Source organism: Massilia sp. Root418, from assembly GCF_001425265.1.
Lineage (GTDB): Bacteria > Pseudomonadota > Gammaproteobacteria > Burkholderiales > Burkholderiaceae_D > Rugamonas.
The window spans coordinates 281,096-306,290 of sequence record NZ_LMEC01000021.1 but is presented as its reverse complement, the minus strand read 5'-3'; the positions used below and the strand labels follow the sequence as shown (position 1 = coordinate 306,290).

General features: G+C 65.9%; 20 protein-coding genes. 5 read left to right on the top strand and 15 right to left on the bottom strand.

Annotation, left to right across the window (positions count from 1 at the left end):
• From ASC94_RS19460 to puuE, 10 genes are all read right to left on the bottom strand, one after another.
• On the bottom strand, positions 1–1,110 hold the full coding sequence (locus ASC94_RS19460) for a S1/P1 nuclease (RefSeq protein ID WP_056398983.1): 1,110 nt from the start codon (positions 1,108–1,110) through the stop codon (positions 1–3).
• The gene (locus ASC94_RS19455) at positions 1,111–2,328 is read right to left on the bottom strand and encodes a phospholipase D-like domain-containing protein (protein WP_056399700.1); all 1,218 of its coding nucleotides are present in this window, start codon (positions 2,326–2,328) and stop codon (positions 1,111–1,113) included.
• 17 nt (positions 2,329–2,345) lie between these two features.
• On the bottom strand, positions 2,346–4,046 hold the full coding sequence (locus ASC94_RS19450; RefSeq protein WP_056398981.1) for a bifunctional UDP-sugar hydrolase/5'-nucleotidase: 1,701 nt from the start codon (positions 4,044–4,046) through the stop codon (positions 2,346–2,348).
• A 152-nt stretch (positions 4,047–4,198) separates the two neighbouring features.
• The gene (locus tag ASC94_RS19445; protein ID WP_056398979.1) at positions 4,199–6,583 is read right to left on the bottom strand and encodes a TonB-dependent receptor; all 2,385 of its coding nucleotides are present in this window, start codon (positions 6,581–6,583) and stop codon (positions 4,199–4,201) included.
• 450 nt (positions 6,584–7,033) lie between these two features.
• Positions 7,034–8,551, bottom strand: coding sequence for a hypothetical protein (locus tag ASC94_RS19440; protein ID WP_056398977.1), 1,518 nt, complete (start codon positions 8,549–8,551; stop codon positions 7,034–7,036).
• Between the two features lie 116 nt (positions 8,552–8,667).
• Entirely contained in the window at positions 8,668–9,972 is a 1,305-nt protein-coding gene (guaD, locus tag ASC94_RS19435) for a guanine deaminase (protein WP_056398973.1), read from the bottom strand.
• 11 nt (positions 9,973–9,983) lie between these two features.
• A complete protein-coding gene (gene xdhC, locus ASC94_RS19430; protein ID WP_056398972.1) occupies positions 9,984–11,072 on the bottom strand; it encodes a xanthine dehydrogenase accessory protein XdhC in 1,089 nt (362 codons plus the stop codon).
• Positions 11,069–13,453, bottom strand: a complete 2,385-nt coding sequence (gene xdhB / locus ASC94_RS19425; RefSeq protein ID WP_056398971.1) for a xanthine dehydrogenase molybdopterin binding subunit — start codon at positions 13,451–13,453, stop codon at positions 11,069–11,071. The genes xdhC and xdhB overlap by 4 nt, the downstream gene beginning before the upstream one ends.
• 11 nt (positions 13,454–13,464) lie before the next feature.
• Positions 13,465–14,937, bottom strand: coding sequence for a xanthine dehydrogenase small subunit (gene xdhA, locus ASC94_RS19420; protein WP_056398970.1), 1,473 nt, complete (start codon positions 14,935–14,937; stop codon positions 13,465–13,467).
• An 85-nt stretch (positions 14,938–15,022) separates the two neighbouring features.
• On the bottom strand, positions 15,023–15,976 hold the full coding sequence (puuE, locus tag ASC94_RS19415) for an allantoinase PuuE (protein ID WP_056398968.1): 954 nt from the start codon (positions 15,974–15,976) through the stop codon (positions 15,023–15,025).
• Between the two features lie 82 nt (positions 15,977–16,058).
• Here puuE and uraH point away from each other — a divergent pair, with 82 nt between their 5' ends.
• Positions 16,059–16,412 (top strand): hydroxyisourate hydrolase, encoded by a 354-nt coding sequence (uraH, locus tag ASC94_RS19410; RefSeq protein ID WP_056398963.1) that lies wholly within the window; start codon positions 16,059–16,061, stop codon positions 16,410–16,412.
• The gene (bla, locus tag ASC94_RS19405; protein ID WP_056398962.1) at positions 16,412–17,293 is read left to right on the top strand and encodes a class A beta-lactamase; all 882 of its coding nucleotides are present in this window, start codon (positions 16,412–16,414) and stop codon (positions 17,291–17,293) included. Before uraH ends, bla begins: the two co-directional genes overlap by 1 nt.
• A gap of 70 nt (positions 17,294–17,363) precedes the next feature.
• Here the strand turns inward: bla and ASC94_RS19400 are convergent, their stop codons facing one another.
• On the bottom strand, positions 17,364–18,623 hold the full coding sequence (locus ASC94_RS19400) for a glutamate carboxypeptidase (RefSeq protein WP_056398961.1): 1,260 nt from the start codon (positions 18,621–18,623) through the stop codon (positions 17,364–17,366).
• 48 nt (positions 18,624–18,671) lie between these two features.
• Positions 18,672–19,118: an META domain-containing protein gene (locus tag ASC94_RS19395; RefSeq protein ID WP_082616673.1), complete on the bottom strand. Its 447-nt coding sequence runs from the start codon at positions 19,116–19,118 to the stop codon at positions 18,672–18,674.
• A 115-nt stretch (positions 19,119–19,233) separates the two neighbouring features.
• Here ASC94_RS19395 and ASC94_RS19390 point away from each other — a divergent pair, with 115 nt between their 5' ends.
• Together ASC94_RS19390 and ASC94_RS19385 are read left to right on the top strand one after the other, a co-directional pair.
• Positions 19,234–19,563, top strand: a complete 330-nt coding sequence (locus ASC94_RS19390; protein WP_056398951.1) for a PsiF family protein — start codon at positions 19,234–19,236, stop codon at positions 19,561–19,563.
• Positions 19,564–19,570: 7 nt separating this feature from the next.
• On the top strand, positions 19,571–20,857 hold the full coding sequence (locus ASC94_RS19385) for a sodium/glutamate symporter (RefSeq protein WP_056398948.1): 1,287 nt from the start codon (positions 19,571–19,573) through the stop codon (positions 20,855–20,857).
• A gap of 26 nt (positions 20,858–20,883) precedes the next feature.
• Here the strand turns inward: ASC94_RS19385 and ASC94_RS19380 are convergent, their stop codons facing one another.
• The 3 genes from ASC94_RS19380 to ASC94_RS19370 form a co-directional block, all read right to left on the bottom strand.
• A complete protein-coding gene (locus tag ASC94_RS19380; RefSeq protein WP_229417341.1) occupies positions 20,884–22,098 on the bottom strand; it encodes a hypothetical protein in 1,215 nt (404 codons plus the stop codon).
• A 137-nt stretch (positions 22,099–22,235) separates the two neighbouring features.
• A complete protein-coding gene (locus ASC94_RS19375) occupies positions 22,236–22,724 on the bottom strand; it encodes an NADH-quinone oxidoreductase subunit B family protein (RefSeq protein WP_056399694.1) in 489 nt (162 codons plus the stop codon).
• Positions 22,725–22,845: 121 nt separating this feature from the next.
• Entirely contained in the window at positions 22,846–23,715 is an 870-nt protein-coding gene (locus ASC94_RS19370) for an AraC family transcriptional regulator (protein WP_082616672.1), read from the bottom strand.
• Between the two features lie 187 nt (positions 23,716–23,902).
• Here ASC94_RS19370 and ASC94_RS19365 point away from each other — a divergent pair, with 187 nt between their 5' ends.
• Positions 23,903–25,180, top strand: coding sequence for an HlyC/CorC family transporter (locus tag ASC94_RS19365; protein WP_056398943.1), 1,278 nt, complete (start codon positions 23,903–23,905; stop codon positions 25,178–25,180).
• The last annotated feature ends 15 nt before the right edge of the window (positions 25,181–25,195 follow it).

The following is a 25,195-nucleotide window of genomic DNA, read 5'->3' as shown; positions in this document are numbered from 1 at the left end:
TTACTTTGCCGCCGGCTCGGGCCAGATGGCCTGCAGCAGCGACGCCAGGTGGTAGCCGCCCTTGACCAGCTGCTCCTTGGCGATGGCCGACGACGGCACCGGATAGTTGTCCGGCACGTTCAGCTGCCACACGGTGTAGACGGTGCCGTTTCGGCTGGTCTGCTTGCCGGCCGGGCCCACGGTCACGTCTGCGTGCGCAGCCTTGGCCACCGCCAGCGCATCGTTGGCCCACTGGTACGGCCACTCGGCGGGGTCGCCGGTGTTGAGCGCCACGGCCGGCTTGCCGGCGATGGCGATCTGCGCGAACTGCTCCGGCGTGCGCGCGCTCACGCGGCGCATGGCGTAGTCCACCACGGTGGTGTCCCAGTAGGAGTGGAAGGGCTTGGTCTTCACGGCCGGCTTGGCGTCGGCGGCCGCCGGAACACCGGCGGCGGCGGCGGGCTTGGCGCCCTCGCTTTCCTTCGGCGCCGGCGCAGGAATCAGCGCGCCGCCCAGGGCCGCAATGCGCGCGTCGTCCAGCAGCATGTTGTTGCCGCCCTGCGGATTGAAGATGTTGACGCCGTCGATCTGCTCCTGCTTGAGCGGCACCACGAACACGCCATCCTTGCTGATAAAGGCCGACCCCACGTGCAGCGGCTGGTGCACGTCGCCTGCCAGGTGGGCCAGCAGCAGCAGGGCCTGGCGCCTGGTGAACTTGTGCGGATTGACGGCTGCGCCGTCCTTGCCCTGCAGGACCCAGATGGCCTGGCGCAGCGACTGCACGATGTCGTGCTCCTCGGTGCCCACGCCGTGGTCGTGGTACTCATCGAGCTGGAAGGGCACGTCGGTGTAATGGTATTCCGTGTGCTTGGGGTTGGCGGCCGTGTAGTCGGTCATCTCCGGCGTCTGCGGGCCGCAATACGTGCCCTTCACGCAGTCCATCCAGGTGGAGACCTTCTCCAGGCTCTCGCCCGGCAGGAGCAGCGCGCGCACCTGCTTCTCGGCGTAGCTGCCCTTGATCAGCTGGTCGGCGATGGCACCGACGATGCGGTGGCCATCGTTACCCCAGGCCAGCGCGTTGGTCGATACAAAGGCGGCGCCCAGCGCCAGCACACATGCGAGCTTCTTCATTTATTCTTCTTTCCCTTTGCTAGGTTTCGGATAGTTCTTGTTCACGTCCAGCGGCGCGGCGTACGACGAGTCCCACAGCTGCTGGTGCAGCGCGGCCAGGCGCTGTGCCATCTGCGCATTGCGCATCACCACTTCCAGGTTGCGCGACAGGTCGAAGTAGCCGCCGGCCCAGTTGCTGGTGCCCACCCAGGCCACCTTGCCGTCGATGCTCATGGTCTTGCTGTGGATGACGCGCGCGAACGGGATGAAACCGTCCGATGCCTTCGGCAATGTGACCACGCGCACTTCCACGTTGGGCAGCATCGCCAGGCTTTTCAGGTAGGCGATGGCGGGCGCCTCGGTGTTCCAGTTCGATACCATCAGCTTGATCTTCACGCCGCGCTGCGCGGCGGCGCGCACCGCGTTGTCCACCACCGGATAGTAGGGACGCGTACCCTTCGGCCCGTAGCTGAGCGGCGCGTAGTCCAGCAGCTGCACCCGCACTTCGCTTTGCGCCTCCTCCAGCAGGGCCGGCAGGCCGCGCTCGGAATCGGCCACGCCGGGCGGATTGTAGGCGTAGGGACTGGCCATCAGGAAGGCGTCCGGCGCGTAGTTCGCGCTCGACACCGCCGTGCCGATTTCCGCCACGCGCTGGCCGTGCGCCAGGCGCGACTGGGCGTTCCAGTCCTGGTCGAAGATGGCCTGGATCTGCTTGACCACCTTGCCGTCCGTGATGCGCAGGCCGGTTTCGTGGATGTGCGCGAACGAGCGCCAGTCGAAGTTCTGGCTGCCCATGTACGCCACCTGGTGGTCCACCACCAGGTACTTGGCGTGGATGATGCCGTTGCCGGTCAGCTGGTTGTAATCAAGTATGCGCAGTTCCAGGTTGGGAATGGCCTTCAGGCGCTCGATGGTGGGCGCTTCGGACAGGCCGATGCCCTTCTTGTCGAGCAGGAAGCGGATCTTCACGCCGCGCTTGCCCGCCGCCTCCAGCCGCTCGAACACCTTCTCGAAGGCGCTGCCCTCGCGCACCACGGCGTAGAACTGGCCGATGGCGATGTCCTTCCTGGCGTTGTCGAACAGCTCCGCCCACACCGCCGCCGCTTCGCGCAGGTCCGGGTTGGCCAGCGTGGTTTCCACCGGCGTGGTCAGCACCAGCTCGTAGCCGGGGATGCTGAAATCGGCGCGGGCGCTGCCGAAGCCCGCTGCCAGCAGTGCTGAGAGGAAGAGTTTGCGCATGGTGGACTCCTTGGTTGTCATGGTGATTGCAGGCGCTGCACGCGGCCGGCCTGGCGGGCCGCGCCGGCAGGCTTGCCGTCGCGGTCGCGCTGGACCAGGTAGCCGGCCAGCGCGTCGATGTCGCGTATGGTGGTGGGGGCGCGGCCGGTGCCGCGCGCGAAGGTCGGGTAGTAATCGCCGCCCTCGGCCAGGAAGTGGTTGGTCACCACGCGGTAGCTGGCGCCGTCCTCGATGGGCACGCCGTGCAGCAGCACGCTGCCCGGCACCACGCGCTGGCCTTCCGGCTTCTTCCCATCCCATTGATAGCTGAAGCCCTCGGACACTTGCAGCAGGCCGCGCGAAATATTACGGCCTTCGCGCCACTGCTCTTCGAGCAGCGCGCGCAACTGCGCGCCGGTGAGGTTCATCACGTCCAGGGTATTCCCGAACGGCAGCACGGCGTGCAGGTGCGACAGCGCGGCCACGTTGCCGGCGCCCGACAGCAGGTCGTTGCGCAGGCCGCCGCGGTTCATGAAGGCGATCTGCGCGCCATACGGCTTGGCGGCCGCCAGCATGGAGTCCGCCACCAGGTTGCCGATGGCCGATTCGCTGCTGTCGTCGCCCGTGGCGCGCGCCACTCTGGCCACGGCCAGGCGCGCCACCGGCTTGCCCAGCACTTCGGCGCTGCGCTTGCGCACGGTGTCCATGTAGGCCACCATGGCCGGATCGGCCGGGTAGCGGTCCTGCTCCATCACCACGTTGCGCGCGCGCTCGCCCACCACGCTGTTGCTGGCCGTGTCCACGCTCAGGGTGATGCGCGACATGACGTGGCCCGCCGTTTCAGCCTGCGTCACCAGGCGCCCGTCCACGCGGCACAGATAGCCCTTGTGCGAATGGCCGCTGATCACCACGCGCACGGCCGGGTCGAGGCGCTTCACCACGTCCACGATTTCGCCTTGCAGGTTGGGGCAGTCCGGCTGGTCCAGCGCATCCTTGGTGCGGCCGCCCTGGTGAATCAGCACCACGAACACGTTCACGCCCTGCGCGCGCAGCTCCGGCAGCACGCGGTTGATCGCTTGCGCCTCGTCGTTGAACTGCAGGCCGGCGATGCCGGAGGCCAGCACCACCTGCGCCGTGTCCTTGAGCACGGCGCCGATGAAGCCCACCTTCACGCCGCGTACCTCCTCCACGTGATAGGCCGGCAGGAAGGGCTTGCCGGTGGCCATGTCCACCACGTTGGCGGCCAGGTACTGGAATTTGGCGCCGGGGTAGACCGGCTCGAATTTGCAGGCCTTGTCCGGCCGCGGCGACACGCAGCCGCCCTTCTGCTGGCGCAGCAGCTCGGCGCGGCCGGCATCGAATTCATGGTTGCCCACCGAGGTGGCGTTCATGCGCAGCAGGTTGAGCGCGCCCAGGGTGGTCTCGTCGGCCCACATGGAGGAGATGGCCGGGCTGGCGCCGATCAGGTCGCCCGCGCCCACCAGCAGCAGCTGCGGGTCTTCCTTGCGCCAGGCCTGCAGCGCGGCGGCGATGGTGTCGATGCCGCCGGCCAGCTGGCTGCGTTCATTGCCGCGCGCGTCGGTGTAGGTGAATTTGCTCGCTTCGATGTAGCCATGGAAGTCGTTCAGGGTGGCGATGTTGATGTCCACCACGGTGGCGGGACGCTGGCTGGCGCAGCCGGCCAGCAGCGCGGCGGCCATTGCCAGCGCGCCGGCGCGGAGCTTGAAAAATGTGGTCATTGCGAAGGGAAAAAAGCGCTACGGAAAAGAATTGCAGCATACCTGAAACGGCGCCGCCACTGCGCCGCCGAAACAAGGCTGATACAAAAAAGACGGCTCAAAAAAAAGCGGACCCGCAGGTCCGCTTTGCAGCTATGCCGTGCCTGGATATCTTAGATATCGATCGACAGGGTGGCCGAGAAGAAGCGTGGCGCGCCCAGGTAGTAGCGCTGGGTGCCGGTGGTGGTGGTCACGCCCGGTACCGGCTTGACGTTGGTGATCGACACCGACGACGGGTTGCGGTATTCCTTGTTGGTGATGTTGCTCACGTTGAAGGTCAGCTTCGGACGCTTGAAGATACCGAAGTTGGCGAAGGTGTAGCCGCCGTCCAGGCCGAAGGTGGTGTAGCCTGGCGCGGTTTCGTCGTTGACGAACGATGCCTGCTGCTTGCCGGTCTGGCGCGCTTTCAGGCGGGCCCAGAACGGACCGTCCTGGTACTCGGCCGACACGCTGGTCTTCAGCTTGGGCGCGTTGATCATTTCCTTGCCTGCGGTTGGCAGGAAGGCATTGGCGCCAACGCGCATATTGTCCTGGATCTCCGACTTGTTGTAGCCGATCGAACCGTAGAACGCCCAGCCGTTGATCGGCGTATTGCCCAGTTCAACTTCCAGGCCATGGCTCTTCACGCGGCCCACGTTGGTGTAGCTGCTCACCTGGGTCACTGGATCGAAGGCGGTTGCCTGGCGGTCCTTGAAGTCCACTGCGAACACGGTCACGGTGGCGATGTACTTGGAATCCTGGTGGCGGTAGCCCACGTCGGTGTTCCACGACACTTCAGGCTTCACTTCGCCGACGAAGTTGCCCACGCCGTTGGTGACGATCACGTTGGTGCCGACGTTGCCGAACACGAAGTTAGGCGGCGCTTTCATGTTCTTGGCGACCGACATGAAGACCTGGTCGTCGTTGGTGATGCGGTAGCGCGCGCCCAGCTGCGGCAGCACGTCGTCATACTTGCGCACCATCTTGTACTGGCGCACGGTGTTGTTCTCGTCGCCCCAGTTGGTGAAGTCACGCTTGATGTCCGGCGTACGCACGCCGATGTTCACTTTCAGCTTGTCGTCCATCATGCTGATGGTGTCCTGGATGAACACCTGGCGTGCGGTCGAAATGGTCAGCTGGTCGCGGCTGTTGGCGAAGGTGCCGTCAGGACGGGTGATCTTGCCGTCTTGCAGGTAGATGTCTTCGCGTTCGCCTTCGTTGCTCAGTGCCAGCATCGGGCCGGTCTGCTCGTGGCGTGCGCGCTCCCACCAGAAGCCGCCCAGGATTTCGTGGTTGCCCAGGGTGTAGATGGCGGACGCGGTCACGCCAGGACGGTAGGTCTTGGTCACGGACGCGTTGGCCACCAGGATGGTGTCCAGGGTGTCGCCGTCGCCGTTCAGGTCCTTGGCGGACGTGCGGGTGCCGTTGGCGGTGCTGTAGAACTGGTTCTCGCGCTGTGCGCGCTGCTGGATGCCGCCGTTGCCGAAGCCGTACCACAGGTATGGCAGGATCTTGATGTCCAGGTTGTCGTTCAGGCGGAACTTGGCGGTGGCCGACACGATCGCGTTCTTGAACGGATTGATGCCCAGCTTGTAGTAGGCCGGCGACTGGGTGGTTTCAGTTTGCGGGGTGCCCTTGACCGGGGTCAGGTGGCCCTTGAAGGTATCGGCGAAGTCGCCATGGTAGCCCTGGGTTTGCAGTTCGGTCAGGGTCAGGTTGTTGATGTTGTTGTTGACAGCATCGTTCCACAGCGCGGTGGCGTGGATGTAGTTGAAGCGGTCCCAGTCGTAGTTGAAGCCGGCGTCGATGTGGTCGCGCTTGGCGGTACCCTTGCCTTTCCATTTGTCGGTCTCGGCGTGCGAGGCGGAGATAAACAGCTTGGAACGGCCGTCAGGGAACAGGCCGCTGTCATAGCGCAGGAAGGTCTTCTTCATGTTCAGCTGACCGAAGGTCTGCATGAAGCGCAGGCGCTGCTTGCTCTCGGGGTTGCAGGTGTTAATGCCGAAGTTACCGCCAGTTGCGCCCACTTGCGGGGAGTCCACGTCGGTCGAGCCCTGGGTCACGAACTGCGAGCAGGTGTTTTCCTGGTCCACGTATTCTTGCGGGTAGACCGAGAAGGAACCCGAATCGTTGACCGGCACGCCGTTGATGGTGGCGCCGATCTGGTCGCTGTTGAAGCCGCGCAGGGTCATGCCGCCGCCGAACAGGCCGGTTGCATCGTAGTTGTAGCTGTTCACTGCAGGCAGCATTTCCAGCGCTTCATATGCGTTACCGGTCGGACGCTGTTTTTCCAGCTCTTCGGCAGTGATCGTCGAACGTGCTTTTGGCGCGTCTTCCGTCACCATCAGGCCCATGCCGAGTTTCTTGCTGGTAATGACGACCTGGTTGGTACCACTGCCGGTGGTCACTTGCGGCGCGACTTCGGACGCGGTTTGCGCGAAGGCGGCCGAAGCGCATGCCATCTGGCAAGCCACAGCGATCAGGCTCAAACGCAGCTTGGGCTGATTAACGTATTGCATGTAAAACTCCCGTGGGGTTATGTGAATTTTCTTTAAAACTGCAGTCAGACTCTGCAAGAAACGGAGCAGTCTAACCTGGCAATATTTCCTACTGATGTCATCTTTATGACGGCTTCATGACACGAATGGACTGCAACTTCAGCAACGCTATCGCCAACTATGCATTAGTAAAAAATGCATGACAAATACGTTTTCGTTTGGCGATTCATACGAAAACCATATAAATACGGAAAAAAGCGAGAGAAAAGCAGATGTTGGAAGACGTAGACGTGCCGGTCGCGTGACCTATATGGGCGGAATTATAAGGGCTTCGTCAAGCGGATGAAATTCTTTCATGGGTTTCTTTCATGAAAGAATGGTTATCTGTGGCATAAGGACCACAAACTTGCCGGAAAATTACGGTATCAGGCGAAAAAGTCTGGCAATTTCAGCCTGATACCGCTTATTACATCAGCGCGGGCGGGCCGCAGCGGCGGCTGCCGCGGTGGCGCTGCCGGCGGCCACATCGGCTTCAAACTTCTTGAAACGCGTGTCCAGCTGGGCGCTCAAGCGTTGTTTTTCAGCAGCGGAGAGGAAGGAGTAGCGGATGCTGTCATATGACAGTTTCTTTACTTCCGCGTAGGAGGTCGGGTAGCGGCTGGCGAACAGGGTGTACTCGTTGGCCAGATTATTACGCGATACGCCGGCGTCGTCGGTGGAGATGACAAAGGGCACGCCGTACTTGCGGTACAGGGTGACCGGGTGGGCATCGCCCTTGATGCCGAGAATGAAATCATTGCTGGTCAGGTTCACTTCCACCGCGATGCCGCGCTCGCGCATGGCTTTCATGGTGGCCAGCGCGTTCGCTTCGTGCGCGATGTCCATGCCGTGGCCGATGCGGCCGGCGCCAGCCACGTTGATGGCGTCCGCGATGTGGGACTGCAGGCCTTCCGGCGGCACCATGCCCAGCGCCAGCTCGCCCGCGTGCAGCGACAGCTTCACCTCCGGGTACTTCGTTTTCAGGAACTTGAACATCTGCATGTGCAGCTTGTAGTCGCGCATGGAAACGTAGGTACTTTCCTGGCCGACAATATTCACGCCCACCACCTTGGGGTTCTCTCGCGCCAGCCTGAAGGCCGACACCATGGACGAGAATACCTGGGACGGCGACTGGAAGCGCAGCACGAAGGGCTGGTAGCGCATGGTGAACTGCTCGTCGTCGATGCCGGCGCTGGCGCTGTCCACATTCTTCTTGTAGGCCTCCAGCCAGCCGGTCCAGCCGGCGTCCTTGTCCAGCACCGGCAGCAGCGCTTCCAGCCTGGCGTTCAGCGCGGCGCTGTCCAGGCCGGGGGCCAGCACGGCCTTGTCGAAATCGGCGTTCACGGTGAACGGCGCCAGTTCGAACACGGTTTCGATGTAGCTGACGTTCTCGTTGATGGCGCGCTGCTTCAGCGTGCGCAGGCCGTCCGCGGTGTTGGTGGAAGCCACCGGGTTGAAGTAGCCGAAGGTGTCGAAGAAGGTGCGGTCGGGCGGCGTCTGCAGGGCGCTGTGGTTGTAGAAGTCCTTGGTGCCCCAGCGCTGCAGCAGCTCGGCCAGCATGCCGTTGTCCAGCATCACGGCTTCGCCGCTGATGCAGGTGCGGGTGGCCGGCGACGCGGCGCGCTCCATGGCCAGCTTGCCGGCGTCGGTTTCAATCTGGTAGGTGCCCTTGTGGACGCAGTAGCCCTGCTTGTCCACCCAGTGCAGGAACTGCTCGGCGTAGATGGCGCCGGAATAGTGGTGATGCAGGTCGCCGCCCTTGGGCATCATGGTGAAGAACAAAGTCAGTTCGGCCGACTTGGGCTGCCCGCCCGAAACCAGGGACGCGAAATGGCGGCTGGTGGCCTGCTCGTTGGCGCTCGCGGCCACAGGCGCGGCTTTTTGAGCCTGCGCATTGCACGCTGCCGCCACGGCCAGCGCCATCATCAGTTTCGGGAAAATTTTGTTCATCAGCTGCCCTCGGTTAATTGTAGGGCGGGTTAGCACGCAGTGCGGAACCCGCCAAGTGGGCAGCCCGGCGGCGCTTGGCGGCGCTCGGCGGGTTACGCGCGTTGCGCTAACCCGCCCTACGGACGCCGGTGCACCTCGCGGCCCGCCGAATACGTCGCGGCCACAGCGCGGTCGTCGCCCAGCAAGGCCAACGCGAACAGCAGCTCTTCCAGGCTTTCGGTATGCCCCGTGCGGCGCGCCAGCAGCGGCGTCGCTGTCGGGTCCAGCACCACGAAATCGGCCTCCGCACCGGCCACGAAACTGCCTATCGTGCCTTCCAGCTGCATGCTGCGGGCCGCGCCCAGCGTGGCCAGGTAGAACATGCGCAGCGCCGGCAGGTAACTGCCCTTCAAGCGCGCTACTTTATAGGCTTCGTTCATGGTTTGCAACATGGAGAAGGAAGTGCCCGCGCCCACGTCCGTCGCCAGCGACAGCAGCATGCCCGCTTCATCGGCACGTTCGAAGTCGAACAGGCCGCTGCCCAGGAACAGGTTGGAGGTCGGGCACACGGCGGCCGCCGCCTGCGTCTCGGCCATGCGGCGGCGGTCGCCCTCGTCTAGCCAGATGCAGTGCCCGTACATGGCGCGCGGCCGCAGCATGCCGTAGCTGTCGTACACGTCCAGGTAGCTGCGCGCCTGCGGGAACAGCTCGCGCACCCACTTCACTTCGTCCTCGTTCTCGGAAACGTGGGTCTGGATGTAAGTGTCCGGGTAGGCGCGCGCCAGTTCTCCGGCCACGCCCAGTTGGGCCTCGGTGGAGGTGGGCGCGAAGCGCGGCGTGATGGCGTACTGCGCACGGCCGCGATTGTGCCAGCGCTTGATCAGCTCCTCGCTTTCTCGGCCGCCGGTTTCCGCGCAGTCCTGCAGGAACGTGGGGCAATGGCGGTCCATCAGCACCTTGCCGGCCACCATGCGCAGGTTGCGCTTTGCGCTCGCTTCAAAGAAAGCGTCCACCGATTGCGGATGCACGGTGCAGTACACCATGGCCGTGGTAGTGCCCACACGCAGCAGCTCGTCGAGGAAGAACTCGGCGGTGGCGGCGGCGTGCGCCGGATCCTCGAACTGGCGCTCGGTCGGGAAGGTGTAGGTGTTCAGCCAGGGCAGCAGGCCGGGCGCCGGGGAGGCGATCATGTCGGTCTGCGGATAGTGCACGTGGGTGTCGATGAAGCCGGGCGTGATCACCTTGCCGCGATAGTCGTGCACCTGCGCGCCGGGCGGCAGCGTGGCGTGCAGCGCGGCGTAATCCCCTGCCGCCTGCACCTTCCCGTCCGCCACCACCAGCAGGCCATCCTCGTGCCAGTGGTGGGCGTCCGGCGTGAAGGCGGGATCGGCGTGAAAGTGCAGCAAGCCTGCGCGGTAGGCTTGCACCTGGGTCGTTTGCATAGTGGGGCTTTCTAAATCTTGTATTGCGTGGAACCGGCTGCGCGCAGCAGGGTCGCGGTCTGGCTGAGTGGCTTGGGCATGCGTTCGGCGTCCTGCTGCTCCCACACGCCCAGCAGCTGGGCGCACACGGAGGCGGCGATAACGGCCGGCGCCTTGTTGGTGATACCGGCGATGCCGATCGGGCACACCATGGCGTCGATGCGGGCCTGGTCTATGCCCTTGGCCTGCAGGCGGTGCTCGAACTGCATGCGCTTGGTCTTGGAGCCGATCAGGCCGAACCAGTACACGTCCTGGCGCTGCAGGATGGTTTCGGTGAGACGCTGGTCCAGCGCGTGGTTGTGGGTCAGCACCAGGTAACTGCTGTTGGGCGGCGCTTCGGCCACGCAGGCTTCCGGCAGCTCGCTCGCCTCCACCGTGACGTTGGCAGGGATATCGGCGGGGAACATGTCCTCGCGTTCGTCCACCCAGGTGACGGTGCACGGCAGCTCGGCCAGCGCGCGCACGATGGCGGCGCCAACGTGGCCGGCGCCGAACAGGGTCAGGTGCGCGCGCGGCGCCAGGATGGGATCGACCATCCAGCGGCGGCCGGAGGCGTCCTGCATCAGGTGGGCGCCACGGTCGCGCGCAAAGGCGGGGGCCGACAGCGGATCGCTCACAGGCGTGGCCAGCGGGCCGGCAGCGGCAGCGGGAGGGTGACCAGCCGACAACGGCTGTCCGTGCATGTCGAACAGCGCCACGCACGCGGGGCCGTCAACGGCGGTCAGGCGCCAGCAGTCTTCGCGGCGGCGCTCGCGCAGCGCCGCCATGACGGCCCCCAGGCGGGTATCGACGCGCTCGAACAGCAGGTAGACCACGCCGCCGCAGCACTGCCCCAGGCTGGGGCCGAGCGCGAAGCGTTCATAGCGCACCGCCTGGCCGGACAGCATCTCGCGCGCGATGTCGATGGCGCGCATTTCCAGGTGGCCGCCGCCGATGGTGTCGAACTCGTGCTCCGCCGTCACCAGCATCTTGGTGCCGGCCTCGCGCGGGCCGGAGCCGTCCACGCGCGCCACCGTGATCAGCACCGACGGCGCCGAGGGCTCTGTCAGCCAGCCGCTCATGGCATATCCGTGGACGATACGCCGCCGCGCTTCGCAGCCGCCTCAACAGCCACCTCAACAGCCACCTCGACAGCGGCGATGGCCTTGAGGATTTCTTCGGCAGTAGCCGGCGCATTCAGCGGCGGGTTGACCTTGTGGCCGCCCACGGCCGAAATGGCGTCGCGGATAGCGAAGAACACCGAGAACGGCAGCAGCAGCGGCGGCTCGCCCACGGCCTTGGAGCGGTGGATGCTGTCTTCCACGTTGCGGTTCTCGAACAGGCGCACGCGGAAGTCTTCCGGGCAGTCGGACACGCCGGGAATCTTGTAGGTCGACGGCGCATGCGTCATCAGCTTGCCGCCCGCGTTCCACCACAGCTGCTCGGTGGTGAGCCAGCCCATGCCCTGGATGAAAGCGCCTTCCACCTGGCCGATATCGATGGCCGGGTTCAGCGATTGCCCCGCGTCGTACAGCGCGTCCGCGCGCAGCAGCTTCCATTCGCCGGTGAGCGTATCCACCACCACTTCCGATACGGCCGCGCCGTAAGCGTAGTAGGAGAAGGGATGGCCGTTCATGGTCTTCGGGTCCCAGTGCAGGTGCGGCGTGGCGTAGTAGCCGTCCGACCACAGCTGCACGCGCGCCAGGTATGCCTTCTGCACCAGTTCCGCGAACGGCACGGCATGGCCGTTGACGTGGATGCGGTTGTCGTAGAACTGCACCGCAGCGGCGTCGCCGCCGTACAGCTTCACGGCATAGGCGGACAGGCGCTCGCGGATCTGGCGCGCCGCGTCCTGGGCGGCCTTGCCGTTCAGGTCCGCGCCGGTGGAGGCAGCAGTGGCGGACGTGTTGGCCACCTTGCTGGTGTCGGTGGCGGTGATGCGCACGTACTCCAGGTCCAGACCCAGTTCATGCGCCACCACTTGCAGCACCTTGGTGTTGATGCCCTGCCCCATCTCCGTGCCGCCGTGGTTGACCAGCACCGAGCCGTCCACGTACACGTGCACCAGCGCGCCGGCCTGGTTCAGGTGTGTGACGTTGAAGGCGATGCCGAACTTGAGCGGCGTGAGCGCCAGCCCTTTCTTCAGCAGCGGACTGGTGGCGTTGTACGCGGCAATGGCTGCGCGGCGCGCGCGGTATTCGCTGCTCTGCTCCAGTTCCGCCGTCAGCTCGGCGATCACGTTGTCCACGATCACCTGGCCGTAAGGGGTGACGTTGCGCTCGTCCTTGCCGTAGAAATTCAGGCGGCGGATATCGTACGCGTCCTGCCCCAGTTCGCGCGCGATCTCGTCGATGATGTATTCGATGGCGATGGCGCCCTGCGGGCCGCCGAAGCCACGGAAGGCGGTGTTGGATTGCGTGTTGGTCTTGCCGCAGGCGGCGCGGATGTCCACGTCGCTCAGGTAATAGGTATTGTCGAAGTGGCAGACCGCGCGCGTGGCGACCGGCCCGGACAAATCGGCCGAATAGCCTGCGCGCGACACCATGTCCACCTTGGCGGCGATGATCCTGCCGTCGTCGCCGTAGCCCACCTCATATTCATAGTAGAAGCAATGGCGCTTGCCGGTAACGAGCATGTCGTCGTCGCGGTCGGCGCGCAGCTTGACCGGGCGCCCGGTCTTCTTCGCGGCGATGGCGGCCGCCGCGCACCACAGCGCCGACTGCGACTCCTTGCCGCCGAAACCGCCGCCCATGCGGCGGCATTCGACCTGGATGTGATGCGAATGCACGCCCAGCGCATGCGCCACCACGTGCTGCATCTCGCTCGGGTGCTGGGTGGAACACAGCACCTGCATGCCGTTCTGCTCTTTCGGGATGGCATAGGCGATCTGGCCTTCCAGGTAGAACTGCTCCTGGCCGCCCACGTACAGCGTGCCCTTCACGGTGCGCGGCGCTTGCTCGAACGCGGCCTGGTAGTCCCCGCGCTTCAGCTGCATGGGCGGCAGCACGTAGGACTGCGCGGCCTTGGCTGCCTGCGGCGTCAGGATGGCCGGCAGCTCTTCGTAGGTGACGTTGGCGCGGCGCGCGGCGCGGCGGGCGTTGTCGTGCGTATCCGCCACCACGATGAAGATGGGCTGGCCCACGTATTCCACCTTGCCGTCGGCGAGGATGGGATCGTCGTGGATGATGGGGCCGCAGTCGTTGGTGCCGGGGATATCCTTCGCCGTGTACACCGCCGCCACGCCGGGCGCGGCGCGCACCGCGTCCAGGTCCACCGCGAGGATGTTGGCGTGCGCCTTGGAGGACAGGCCGAGCGCGGCGTGCAAGGTGCCGCGCAGCTCCGGGATATCGTCGGTGTAGGTAGCCTGGCCGAGCACGTGCAGCGCGGCCGACTCGTGCGGTTTTCCGAGGCCGACGGCGGTCCACGCCATGGCTTTGATGTCCGTTGCGCCGGGATGGTTCATGGCGGCTCCTTTCAGGCGCGGCAGGCGAACGCGTTAACCGCGTCCGCCGCAAGCGGCGCGTCAACTCGGGTTTCGAACCAGAAGCGGCGCAGCAGGTTCTGCGCCGTCTTCATGCGGTATTCGCTGGAGGCGCGCATGTCGCTCAGCGGTTTGTAATCCAGCGCCAGCGCTTCCATGGCGATGGCCATGTTCCCTTCGCTCCACGGCTTGCCGTTCAGCGCCGCCTCGGCCAGCGCGGCGCGCTTGGGCGTGGCGGCCATGCCGCCGAAAGCGATGCGCGCCTCGCGCACGGTGCCGCCGTCCAGCGCGAACGCGAAGGCGGCGCACACGGCGGAGATATCCTGGTCGAAGCGCTTGGCCAGCTTGTAGGTGCGGAACTGCACGCCGGAACCCGGCTGCGGCAGCGGCACGCGCACGGCCTGCACGAATTCGTCCGCGCGCAGGTCCTTCTTCTGATAGTCGAGATAGAACGCCTCCAGCGGCAGCACGCGCCGGCCGGCAGGGCCGCGCAGCACCACCTCGCTGCCCAGCGCGATCATCCACGGCATGGAGTCGCCGATGGGCGAGCCATTGGCGACGTTGCCGCCCAGCGTGCCCGCGTTGCGGATCGGCAGCGAGGCGAAGCGCTGCTGCATCTCCGAGAGCTGCTCGGGGTAGTGCCGGCACAAGGCGTTGTAGGCGTCGTTCAGCGGCACGCCGGCGCCGATTTCCAGCATGGCACCGTCCTGCGCGATGGTCTTCAGCGCATCGACATGGCCAAGGTAGATGATGTCGTTCAGCTCGCGCATCTGCTTGGTCACCCACAGGCCGACGTCGGTGGAGCCGGCCAGGATCAGCGCGGCCGGACGGGCGGCGCGCAGCGCAGTGAGTTCGTCCAGGGTGCGTGGCGCGTGGAAGTGGCGCTCGCCCACGCTGTAGGTGGCCAGTCTGTCGCGCTTGAGCGCTTCCAGCCGCTGCGCCAGCGCGGCGCGGTCGAATGCCACCTTGGGCAGTTCGGTCATGCGCTGCGCGGCATCGATGATGGGGCGGTAGCCGGTGCAGCGGCACAGGTTGCCGGACAGCGCATCGTCCACTTCCTTGCGCGCGCAGGGCTGCGCGTCGTTCTTGAGATACATGCCCCACAGCGACATGACGAAACCGGGGGTACAGAAGCCGCACTGGGAGCCGTGGCATTCCACCAGCGCCTGCTGCACCGGATGCAGCGCGCCGTCCGGCTGCTGCAGGTCTTCCACGGTGAACAAAGCCTTGCCGTCCAGCGTGGGCGTGAACTGGATGCAGGAATTGACGGCCTTGAGTTCGACCTTGCCATCCACCAGCGTACCGAGCACCACAGTGCATGCGCCGCAGTCGCCCTCGGCACAGCCTTCCTTGGTGCCCGTACAGTGCAGATCCTCGCGCAAATGCTGCAGCACGGTCTGCGTCGGCGAGGCCGTGCTCACTTCATGCACGGCGCCCCGGTAGTAAAAACGAATCGGATCTGACATTGTAGCCTCGGCGTTGTCCCAGATTACAAGGTTAGCAGTTCACGGCCCCCGTTACTTATATTATTCTGATGATGTCAGATATTCGTCAGGCTAAATAAGGGTGGGTCGCGTGCCAATGCTCGGCGATATCGATGCGGCGCGTGATCCAGACTTTGTCCACGCTCTGCACGTAGTCCAGGAAGCGCGCCAGGGCGGCGGCGCGGCCGGGACGGCCGATCAGGCGGCAATGCAGGCCGATGGACAGCATTTTCGGCTGGTTCAGGCCATTCGGGTCGCCCTCGGCGTACAGGGTGTCGAAGGCGTCCTTGAGATAATCGAAGAACTGGGTGCCCGAATTGAAGCCCTGCATGGCGGCAAAGCGCATGTCGTTGGTGTCCAAGGTGTAGGGCACGATCAGTTGCGGACTCACCACATCCAGCCCCGCTGCGTTCTTGTGCGCCACCGGCAGCCAGAACGGCAGGTCGTCGCCGTAGTGGTCGGCGTCGTAGCGGAAGCCGCCGTGCTCCATCACCAGCTTGTGGGTGTTGGGCGAATCGCGCCCGGTGTACCAGCCCTGCGGCGCGCTGCCGGTCAGGTCCTTGATGATCTCGACCGCTTCCTTCATGTGGGCGCGCTCGGTGGCCTCGTCCATGTTCTGGTAGGAGATCCAGCGCAGGCCGTGGCAGGCGATTTCGTGGTTCAGCTCCTGGAAGGCGGCCACCGCTTCCGGGTTGCGCTTGAGCGCCATGGAGACGCCGAAAATGGTCAGCGGCAGCTTGCGTTCCTCGAACATGCGCAGCAACCGCCACAAGCCGGCCCGTGAGCCGTACTCGTAGATGGTCTCCATGCTAAGGTGGCGCATGGGAAACGCGGCAGCGCCTATGATCTCGGACAGGAAGGTTTCGGAGGCCGGATCGCCGTGCAGCACGTTGTTCTCGGCACCCTCCTCATAATTGAGAACGAACTGCAGCGCCACGCGGGCGCCGCCCGGCCATTGCGCATGGGGTGGAGTGCGGCCGTAGCCGATCATGTCGCGGGGGTAGTTGTCGTAAGTGCTCATCCGCCAATAATATATGGCATTGCCGACATCAGTATAAGATTTGTACGATATCGTGCTTCACTCAACGGATATAGGAAGCGACATGGGAAAACTCAGTACGCACGTGCTCGACACCTCGGCCGGCAAGCCCGGCGCGGGCGTGAAAGTGGCGCTGTTTGCAGTCCGGCCGGAAGGCAAGGTCCTGCTGAAGATGGACATCACCAACGCCGACGGCCGCTGCGCCGCGCCGCTGCTGGAAGGCGACAGCATGAAGGCCGGCCAATACGAGCTGGTGTTCAACGCCGGCGACTACTTCGCCGGCCAGGGCGTGGACCTGCCGTCGCCGCGCTTCATCGACCTGGTCACGCTGGCGTTCGGCATTGCCGACCCGGCGCAGAACTACCACGTGCCGCTGGTGGTGACGCCATGGTCCTACTCCACCTACCGGGGCAGCTGATGCGACGCCGACACTTCCTGGGCGCCGCCGCCCTGATTCCCTTCGCCAGCCTGGACGCCTTCGCGGCCGAGGCGCCCGGCGCGCCCGACGCCCCCATGAGCGCCTTCGCCTCGCTGGAAAAAGACCTGGGCGGCCGCCTGGGCATTGCCGCCATCAACCTGGCGACCGGCAAGCAGGTGGGCCACCGCGCGGGCGAGCGCTTCCCCGTGTGCAGCACCTTCAAGGCCGTACTGGCCGGCGCCATCCTGCACCGCAGCGTTAGCGACCCTGCGCTGCTGCAGCGGCGCATCAGCTATACCAGCAAGGACATGGTGCCGCACGCGCCCATCACGGAAAAAAACATCGCCCAAGGCATGACGGTGGCGGAGCTGTGCGCGGCCACCGTGCAATACAGCGACAACCCGGCCGCCAACCTGCTGATGAAAGTGCTGGGCGGCCCGGAAGCCGTGACTGCCTACGCGCGCAGCATCGGCGACACCGATTTCCGCCTGGACCGCTGGGAAACCGAGCTCAACAGCGCCATTCCCGGCGACCCGCGCGACACCACCACGCCGCTGGCCATGATGCGCAGCCTGCAGGCACTGGTGGTGGGCGACGCGCTGCCCGCGACGCAGCGCCAGCAGCTGAAGGACTGGCTGGTCGGGAACACCACGGGCGGCAAGCTGATCCGTGCCGGCACGCCAGCCGGCTGGACGGTTGGCGACAAGACCGGCGGCGGCGCCTACGGCGCGCGCAACGACATCGCGGTCATCTGGCCGCCCGGTCAGGCGCCCATCGTCATCGCCGTCTACACCGCGCACGACAGCAAGGACGCCAAATACCGCGAAGACATCATCGCCGGCGCCACCAGCGCCGCAATCGCCCTCCTCCGCAGCACATAAACGCAGGCAGAAAAAACCGTAGGGCGGGTTAGCACCGCAGGTGCGTAACCCGCCAGCGCCGCTGCTCCCGCTACCGCCCGTACTCCTGTATCAGCCGCGCCAGCAAATACACGCGCGGCGCGATGGACTCCACCTCCGCATACTCCTCCGGGGTATGGATGCCCCCGCCGACGATGCCCAGCCCGTCGATGGTCGGCACGCCGGCGGCAAAGGTCAGGCTGGAGTCCGCCGCGCCGCCGGAACCCTCCAGCGTCAGCTTGCGTCCCAGCTCGCCATACACCGCCTGCGCCCTGGCCGCCACCGCATCCGTCACGGCGCTTTTCGGCATGGGCGGGAAGCCGCGCCGCAGCCTGGCGCTGACTTTGGTGTCCGGAATCAGATGCGCGGCCGAGATGCGCGCCAGGTCCTGCTCCACGCGGTCGAATTCCTCCGGCACGGCCACCCGCACGTCGGCCTGGGCGATGGCGCGGTCCGGGATCACATTGGTGCGCTCGCCCGCCTTGATGACGGTGAAATTGACCGTGGTCTGCTTGCCCGGGTCCGCCAGCCTGGACAGCTGCAGCACCTGGTGCGCCGCCTCCATGGCCGCGTTGCGGCCCGCGTCCGGCGCCACGCCCGCGTGCGCGGCCTTGCCGCTCACCTCCAGTTCGATTTCCCCGCTGCCCTTGCGCACCACCACCAGCCCGTCCGCTGGGCGGCCAGGCTCTAAGTTCAGCGCCACGTCATGCTCGCGTGCCAGCTTGTCCATCAGCGCGCGCGTGCCCTGCGAACCGGTTTCCTCGTTGGTGTTGAGCAGCAGGGTGATCCTGGCGTAGCCGGTGTCGCCGGACTGTTTCAGCACCTTCAGCGCCGCCAGCGCCACCACGATGCCGCCCTTGTCGTCCATGATGCCCGGCCCGTAGGCGCGCGTGCCCTCGATGCGGAACGGGCGCGCGGCCGCTGCGCCGTCCGGGAATACGGTGTCCATGTGCGCCACCAGCAGGATGCGGCCCTTGCCGGTGCCGGTAAGCGTGGCCTGGATGTTGCGGCTCAGGGCGGGCGTGGCGGGAAAGGTCTCCACCTTCGCACCGAGCCGCTGCAGTTCTTCCTGGGCGATGGCGCCGATCCGGTCCAGCCCTGCGCCATTGAACGTGCCGGAGTCGATATTGACGAGGCGCTCCAGCAGCTTCAGCGCCTCCGGCCTGGCCTGTTCCGCCTTGGCCAGCAGTGCCCTGTCCGGCTTGCCCGCCTCGGCCGCCGCCGCGCTGGCGGCCACCGTGCCCAAGGCCAGCGCTGCAATAAACGCCGCCAGCGGCACGCCGCCCTTCGTCACGCCTCTCCGTTTGCCCATCGCTACTCCCGCAGGAAATATTGGTGAGCAAATCATAGCGTAACCGGCTTACTGCGCGGTAAACCGCGCCAGCGGGCCGCTGTCGCCGCTGAGGATGAGGGTGTTGCCTTCCACCTTCCAGGTGCGGGTGGCGTCCAGCGCTTGCAGGTAGGCGGTTTCCTGGCGGCTGGCGGACTCTTCTGCACAGGCGCGGCGGGTGGAGGCGAGCGGGCCCATCTTCAGGGACTTGCCGCTCCACTGGTAGGCGCCGTTGAAGTTGTTGCAGCCGCCGCTGCCGGACACCATACCCTTCGACGCGTCAAACGTCAGCGACTGCTTGCCCGCAGGCTGGCCGCCCAGTTCGGCAAGCTGCCACGACGTGCCGGCCAGCGCTGTGCTCGACGGCGCGGCGGCGGTGCCGCCGGTGCCGCCGGTGCCGCTGGTGCTACAGCCGGCGGCCAGGGCCAGCGTGCCGCTCACGGCGGCGGCCATCATCCATTTTCCCAACGTTTGCATAGCGCACTCCTTTCAGTTTGTGTTGCTAACGAAACACTTAGATACCATGGAATCGGAAATACTGTCGTATAGTTAGCCCTAGCAGTTCCGCCACTCAACTTTACAGGAATACGACATGAAAAAAATTATTGCTGTTATCGCTGCCTTCGGTTTCGCCAGCTCGGCGTTCGCCGCGCCCGCGTCCGCTTCGGCGTCCGCCTCGGCACCGGCAGCAGCGACGGCGCCGAAGAATTCGCAGCAGTCCAAGATGGCGACCTGTAACGCCGATGCCGCCGGCAAGAAGGGCGACGAGCGCAAGGCCTTCATGAAGGAATGCCTGAGCGCCAAGCCTGCCGCGCCTGTCACGCAGCAGGACAAGATGAAAACCTGCAACGCCGACGCCACCGGCAAAAAAGGCGACGAACGCAAAGCCTTCATGAAGGAATGCCTGAGCGCCAAGAAGTAAAGCGCTGATGACGCCAGCCTATTCACCCTGGTATCTGCTGCTGCTCGCCATTCCCATCCTGTTGCTGGGGGAATGGCTGCTGAGACGGATACCGCTGCTGGCACGCATCAATATTCCCGTCCCCGTCGCAGGCGGGCTGCTGTTCAGCGCAGCCTGCCTGTGCATCAATCTGTCCGGCCTGGCGCACGTCAGTTTCGGCACCAAGGTCAGCGCCGGCTGGTGGACCTGGCTGGTGACGCCGGATACCGAATGGCTGGCACGCCCGGCCAAGAACCTCAATTTACCGCTGTTGATCGCCTTCTTCACGTGCGTGGGCCTGGGCGCGCCGCTGCGCGTGCTGCTGGGCGGCGGACGCATGCTGGTGGTGCTGCTGCTGGCGACCACGGCGCTGGCGGCCGTGCAGAACGCGGCGGGCGTTGCGGTGGCCGTGGCGCTCGGCGCGCCGGCCTTGCTGGGCGTGGCGTGCGGTTCGCTGACCCTGGTCGGCGGGCACGGCACGGCGCTGGGCTTCGCGTCGCGCTTCGAGCAGGCCGGGCTGACGTCGGCCGCCGCCATCGGCGCCTCGGCCGCCACCTTCGGGCTGGTCGCCGGTGCGCTGCTGTCCGGGCCGCTGGGCGCGTGGCTGCTGCGCAGGGTCCCGCCCCTGGCAAGCGCTGAAGCGCCTGCCGGCCGGCACGCCGGCGCGCTGCCTGCGGTGGCGAATTTCATGGCCGATGTGCGGGCGCTGCTCGCGCTGGGGCGCGGGGCCGTGCTGCACCTGCTGGTGGTGGCGGCCTGTGTGAAAGCGGGGGCGTGGGTGAGCTTCGGGCTGGACCGCGCCGGCGCCGCCCTGCCCGCCTACATGGGCGCGCTGCTGCTGGGTTTTACGGTGCGCGCCGTCCACGACGCGCTCGGCGGCAGCTGGCTGCGCGGCGAGACCATCGCCCGCATCGCCGCCGTGCTGCTGCCGCTATTCCTGGCCGTGACGCTGGCCGCGCTGAACCTGGCCGACCTGGCCACCGTGGCCGGCCCCATGCTGGCCATCCTGGCTGTCAACATTGCGCTGACCTTGCTGTTCTGCGCCGCCATCGTCTGGCCGCTGCTGGGCCGCAACCATGAAGCAGGCGTGGCCACGGCGGGCCTGTCGGGCTACGGCATCGGCTCCACCGCCACGGCGGTTGCCGCGATGGACGCCATCACGCGCCAGCGCGGACCGGCGCCGCGCGCCACCACCATCGTGCCGCCCACCGGCGGCTTCCTGATCGACCTGACCAATGCGCCGGTGATCAGCGCCTTCCTGCGCATGCTGAGCTAGCCGGGCACACGGGGCCGCGCCTGCGCTTACTTCAGCAGGCCCTCGTACCAGCTCTTCTTGCTCTTCTCCACAATCACCGCCTGGTAGGCGCCGATGTCCAGCGTGCCGACCACCGGCCGGGTCATGCCGCCAGCCACGTGCTTGTACTGCATGACGGGCCGCAGCGCCACGCCGGACGGCAGCATCGGCGGCTCGGCGCCGGCGTTGATGATCCTGGCGTTCTCGGTCGGGATCAGGTTGTAGTTTGCACGGTCGACGAAGTCCACTTCCATGGCCGCATAGTTGCGCCGGTCGATGGCCTTGGCCTGGTTGGTGACGATGCCCTTGCCCACGAAGAGGTTGTTCTGGATATGGGCGGGTGCCTGGATGCGTTCGTGCACGCGCACGAACACGCCGTTGCGCTTGTCGTCGTTGAGGAAGGTGTTGTTCACCACGTACAGCATGTCGTTCGGGCCGCTGGCCTCGTTGCCGTACGCCAGCAGGGTATTGTTGTCGTTGTCGGCCGGCTGCTCGATGACGTTGCCCAGCACATAGGCTGCGCCGCCATTCGGCAGGTCGATCTCGAAGCTGGGCCGGCCGGCGGCAGTGGAGCCCTTCTCGCCCGGGGCCAGGCTGGAGAAGCGGTTGTAGGCAATGGTGTTGATGCGCGCGCGCGACTTCAGGTTGTGGCCGATGTTGGCGTCGTGCGAATAATTGAAGCGGAAGCTCAGGCTGGCCACGTCGCCGACGTAGATGTTGTGGGTCTGGCCGCTGCCGTCGCCGTTGTGGCCGAACTCGCTGTTCTCGATGACGATGCGGCTGGTGGGCGAGGCGCCCGTCAGCACGCCGTTCTCGTTGTCATGCAAGAAGCTGTTCTTCAGGGTGAAATTGTTGCCCTCGATGCGCAATGCAGCGCCGTTCCTGTCCGACACCCTGGTGTTGAAGATTTCCACATTGTCCACCGTCACGTCGTTGCCGGCGATGATCCAGGCGCCCTTGCCTTCCACGCCGCGCCCCTGCGCGTCGATGCGCGCGCGGCCGCGCATGCCGCGGATGGTGAGGAAGTTGGGCGCAATGCGGCACAGCTCGCCCGGGTACAGGCCCGCCTCGATTTCCACCGTGTCGCCGCTGCGGGCGGCCGCGAAAGCCTGGCAGGGGCGCGCGTACGCCATGCCGGGCCCCACGCTCAGCGTGGCGCCCCAGGCGGCGGCGCAGAAAGTCATCGATAAGGCCATAGCCAGGCTGCAGGCGCGCAACTTCATGTGCAATTCTCCTAATTTTTGGAATTGCAATTTTACGCCGAAGCCGGCGCCTGCCCGCAGATTTTCGGCGCTGAGCGGGCGCTGGGGGGGCGCTGGGCGGGCGGTCAGCGGCCGGTCAGCGGGGAATTAGCGGGAAATTAGCGGGCGATCTCGTTGGGCAGCCGGCCGGCCTTCGGCCCGCGTATCTTGTTTTGCAGCTGGAGCAGGCCATACAGCAGCGCTTCCGGCGTCGGCGGGCAGCCGGGCACGTAGATGTCCACCGGCACAATGCGGTCGCAGCCGCGCACCACCGAATAGCTGTAGTGGTAGTAGCCGCCGCCGTTGGCGCACGAGCCCATGGACACCACGTAGCGCGGCTCCGGCATCTGGTCGTAGGAGCGGCGCACGGCGCGCGCCATCTTGTTGGTCAGCGTACCGGAGATGATCATCAGGTCCGCATGGCGCGGCGACGGACGCGGCACCATGCCGAAGCGGTCCATGTCGTAGCGCGCCGCTGCGGCCTGCATCATCTCCACCGCGCAGCACGCCAGGCCGAAGCTCAGGTACCACAGGCTGTCGCTCTTGGCCGCGTGCAGCAGCGCGTCCACCGAGGCCAGTATGAAGCCGTCGCCTTCCAGCGTGGGCATGGGCGCCGCGCCGGCCGGCGCGATATTGCTGGTGTCATTCATCGCATTCCCCTTTCGTTTGGCCACACGATAAGTGGAACAGCGCGCGCTTCATTGTACCGACACGACACGCGCGGGAAATTCACCAGCCCCGCGCCACCGCCAGGCGCGAGCGTTCGTCGTAGCGCAGCAGACGCAGCTCGCCGGCTTCCGGCCCCGCCAGCAGGCTGCCCGGCGCCTGGCCCAGCAGCTCGGTGAAGTCGCGCACCATGTGGGCCTGGTCGTGGTAGCCGGCGTCCATCGCGATGCGCGTCAGCTGGCCGCGCGGCAAGGGCTGCGGCCCGGTCAGCATCATCCCCAGCGCGCACGCATAGCGCGCCAGCCGGCGGCTCTCGCGCAGGTTCTGCCCGTACGCGGCCAGGAAGCGGCGTTCGAACTGGCGCACGCTGATGCCGTGCTCACGGGCGAGGGTCTCGGCCGGGCTGAACAGCAGGGCGGCAGGCAGGCGGAAGGCCGTGCGCAGCGCGTCCTCGCGGCGCGCCGCCAGCCGCAGCAGCCAGGCCGACACCAGCTCCACCCAGGCTGCGGCGTGCCGGGTGGCCAGCAAGGCTTCCTGCAGTTCACGGTATGGCAGGCCGGGCACGGCGTCGTCCAGCGGCACGGGCAGGTTGAGCAAGGCATTGAGCGGCAAGCCGAACAGGCCGCTGAAGCGCGACGGCTCGATCAGCGCGCTCACGAAGGTGGTGCCCGGCTGCCACTCGGCCGGGATGGCGCGCGACATGGGCCCGCACACGAAGGCCCGGTCCAGCAGGCGCCGCCGTCCCTGTTCGGGCGGCAGCAGCGAGCCGCCGGCGATGAAAAAAGTCAGCTGGGCCAGCGGCGAGGCGGGCACCACCACCCGGCCAGCGCTGGCGTACTCGACGTGGAAATGGTGCACCAGGCCGGCCAGCGCGGGCGGCGGCGCCAGCGCCAGCCGCAATGCCGCCCGGGCGGGATGAGATGGAAGGTCCATGGCCGGATTATAGCCCCGCCCCGTTTGAAAATTGTCAAGCTTGCACTGCGGAAAATGTGCCCGGCTTGCACCCCGGCTGGGCTTGACTTAAAATCCACAACTCTGAAGCCGCATTGTGCAGCTTCCCGCTCTGGGCCGGCAACGCCTGACCAGCTACTCCCCATGCCAGTTTCTTCACGGTGACCCATTGGATACCGTTCCCATATGGGCGCAATTTCTTGCGCTCGCCTTCCTGATATTTTGCTCGGCGTTCTTCGCCATGGCCGAAACCGCCCTGATGGCGGCCAACCGTTTCCGCTTGCGCCACCAGGCCAAGCGCGGCAGCCGGCGCGCGCTGGCCACCCTGTGGCTGCTCGACCGCACTGACAAGCTGCTGTCGCTGGTGCTGATCGCCAACACGCTGATCAACGCCACCGCCATCGCGCTGGTCACCGCCATCGTGATCCACACCTTCGGCTACGACGAATGGCTGATCGTGGCCTCCACCGCCTGCATGACCTTCCTGCTGGTGGTGTTCGCCGAGATTTCGCCGAAAATGATAGGCGCCACCTATCCCGAGCAGATCGCCCTGCCCACCGCCACCATCCTGCGCCCGCTGATGGCGGCCGCCAAGCCTGTCATCTGGTTCATCAACCTGTTCGTGGGCGTGGTGCTGAAACTGTTCCGCATCAAGATGGGCACGCCGCTGCGCGACACCAGGTTATCGCCCGAGGAACTGCGCTCGCTGGTGCTGGAAGGCGGCAACTTCATTCCGCAAAAGCACAAGAGCATCCTGCTCAACCTGTTCGACCTGGAAGCCATTTCGATCGAGGACGTGATGACCCCGCGCGCCCAGATCGAGGCCCTCAACCTGGCCGCGCCGGTGGAGGAAATCGTGCAGCAGCTGACCACCTGCTACCACAACAAGCTGCCGGTGTACGAAGGCGAGATCAACCAGATCGCCGGCATTCTGCACGTGCGCAAGGCCATGTCGCTGCTGACGCAGGAAGAGGAATTGACGGCCGAGCACTTCCGCGCGCTGCTGTCCGAGCCCTACTTCATCCCGCAGGACACCGGTGTGTTCGCCCAGCTGCAGTACTTCCAGGAAAACAAGGAACGCCTGGGCATCATCGTGGACGAGTACGGCGAGGTGCAGGGCCTGGTGACGCTGGACGATATCATCGAGGAAATGATCGGTGACTTTACGACATCAACGCCGGGCGCCGCGCGCGCCGACAGCTTCAACTGGACCGCAGCCGGCGACTGCCTGCTGGAAGGCACCACGGCCTTGCGTGACATCAATAAGCGACTGGGATTACACTTTCCCCTGGACGGACCGAAAACCCTGAACGGCATGCTGCTGGAGTATTTGCAGGAAATCCCCGAGGCAGCCATCAGCGTGCGCCTTGGCGGTTGCGTCATTGAAGTGGTGCAGGTGCAGAACCAGGCAATCAAAGTCGTGAAATTGATACGGGCCGGCGCCTAAGCTAGTCGCAGATCG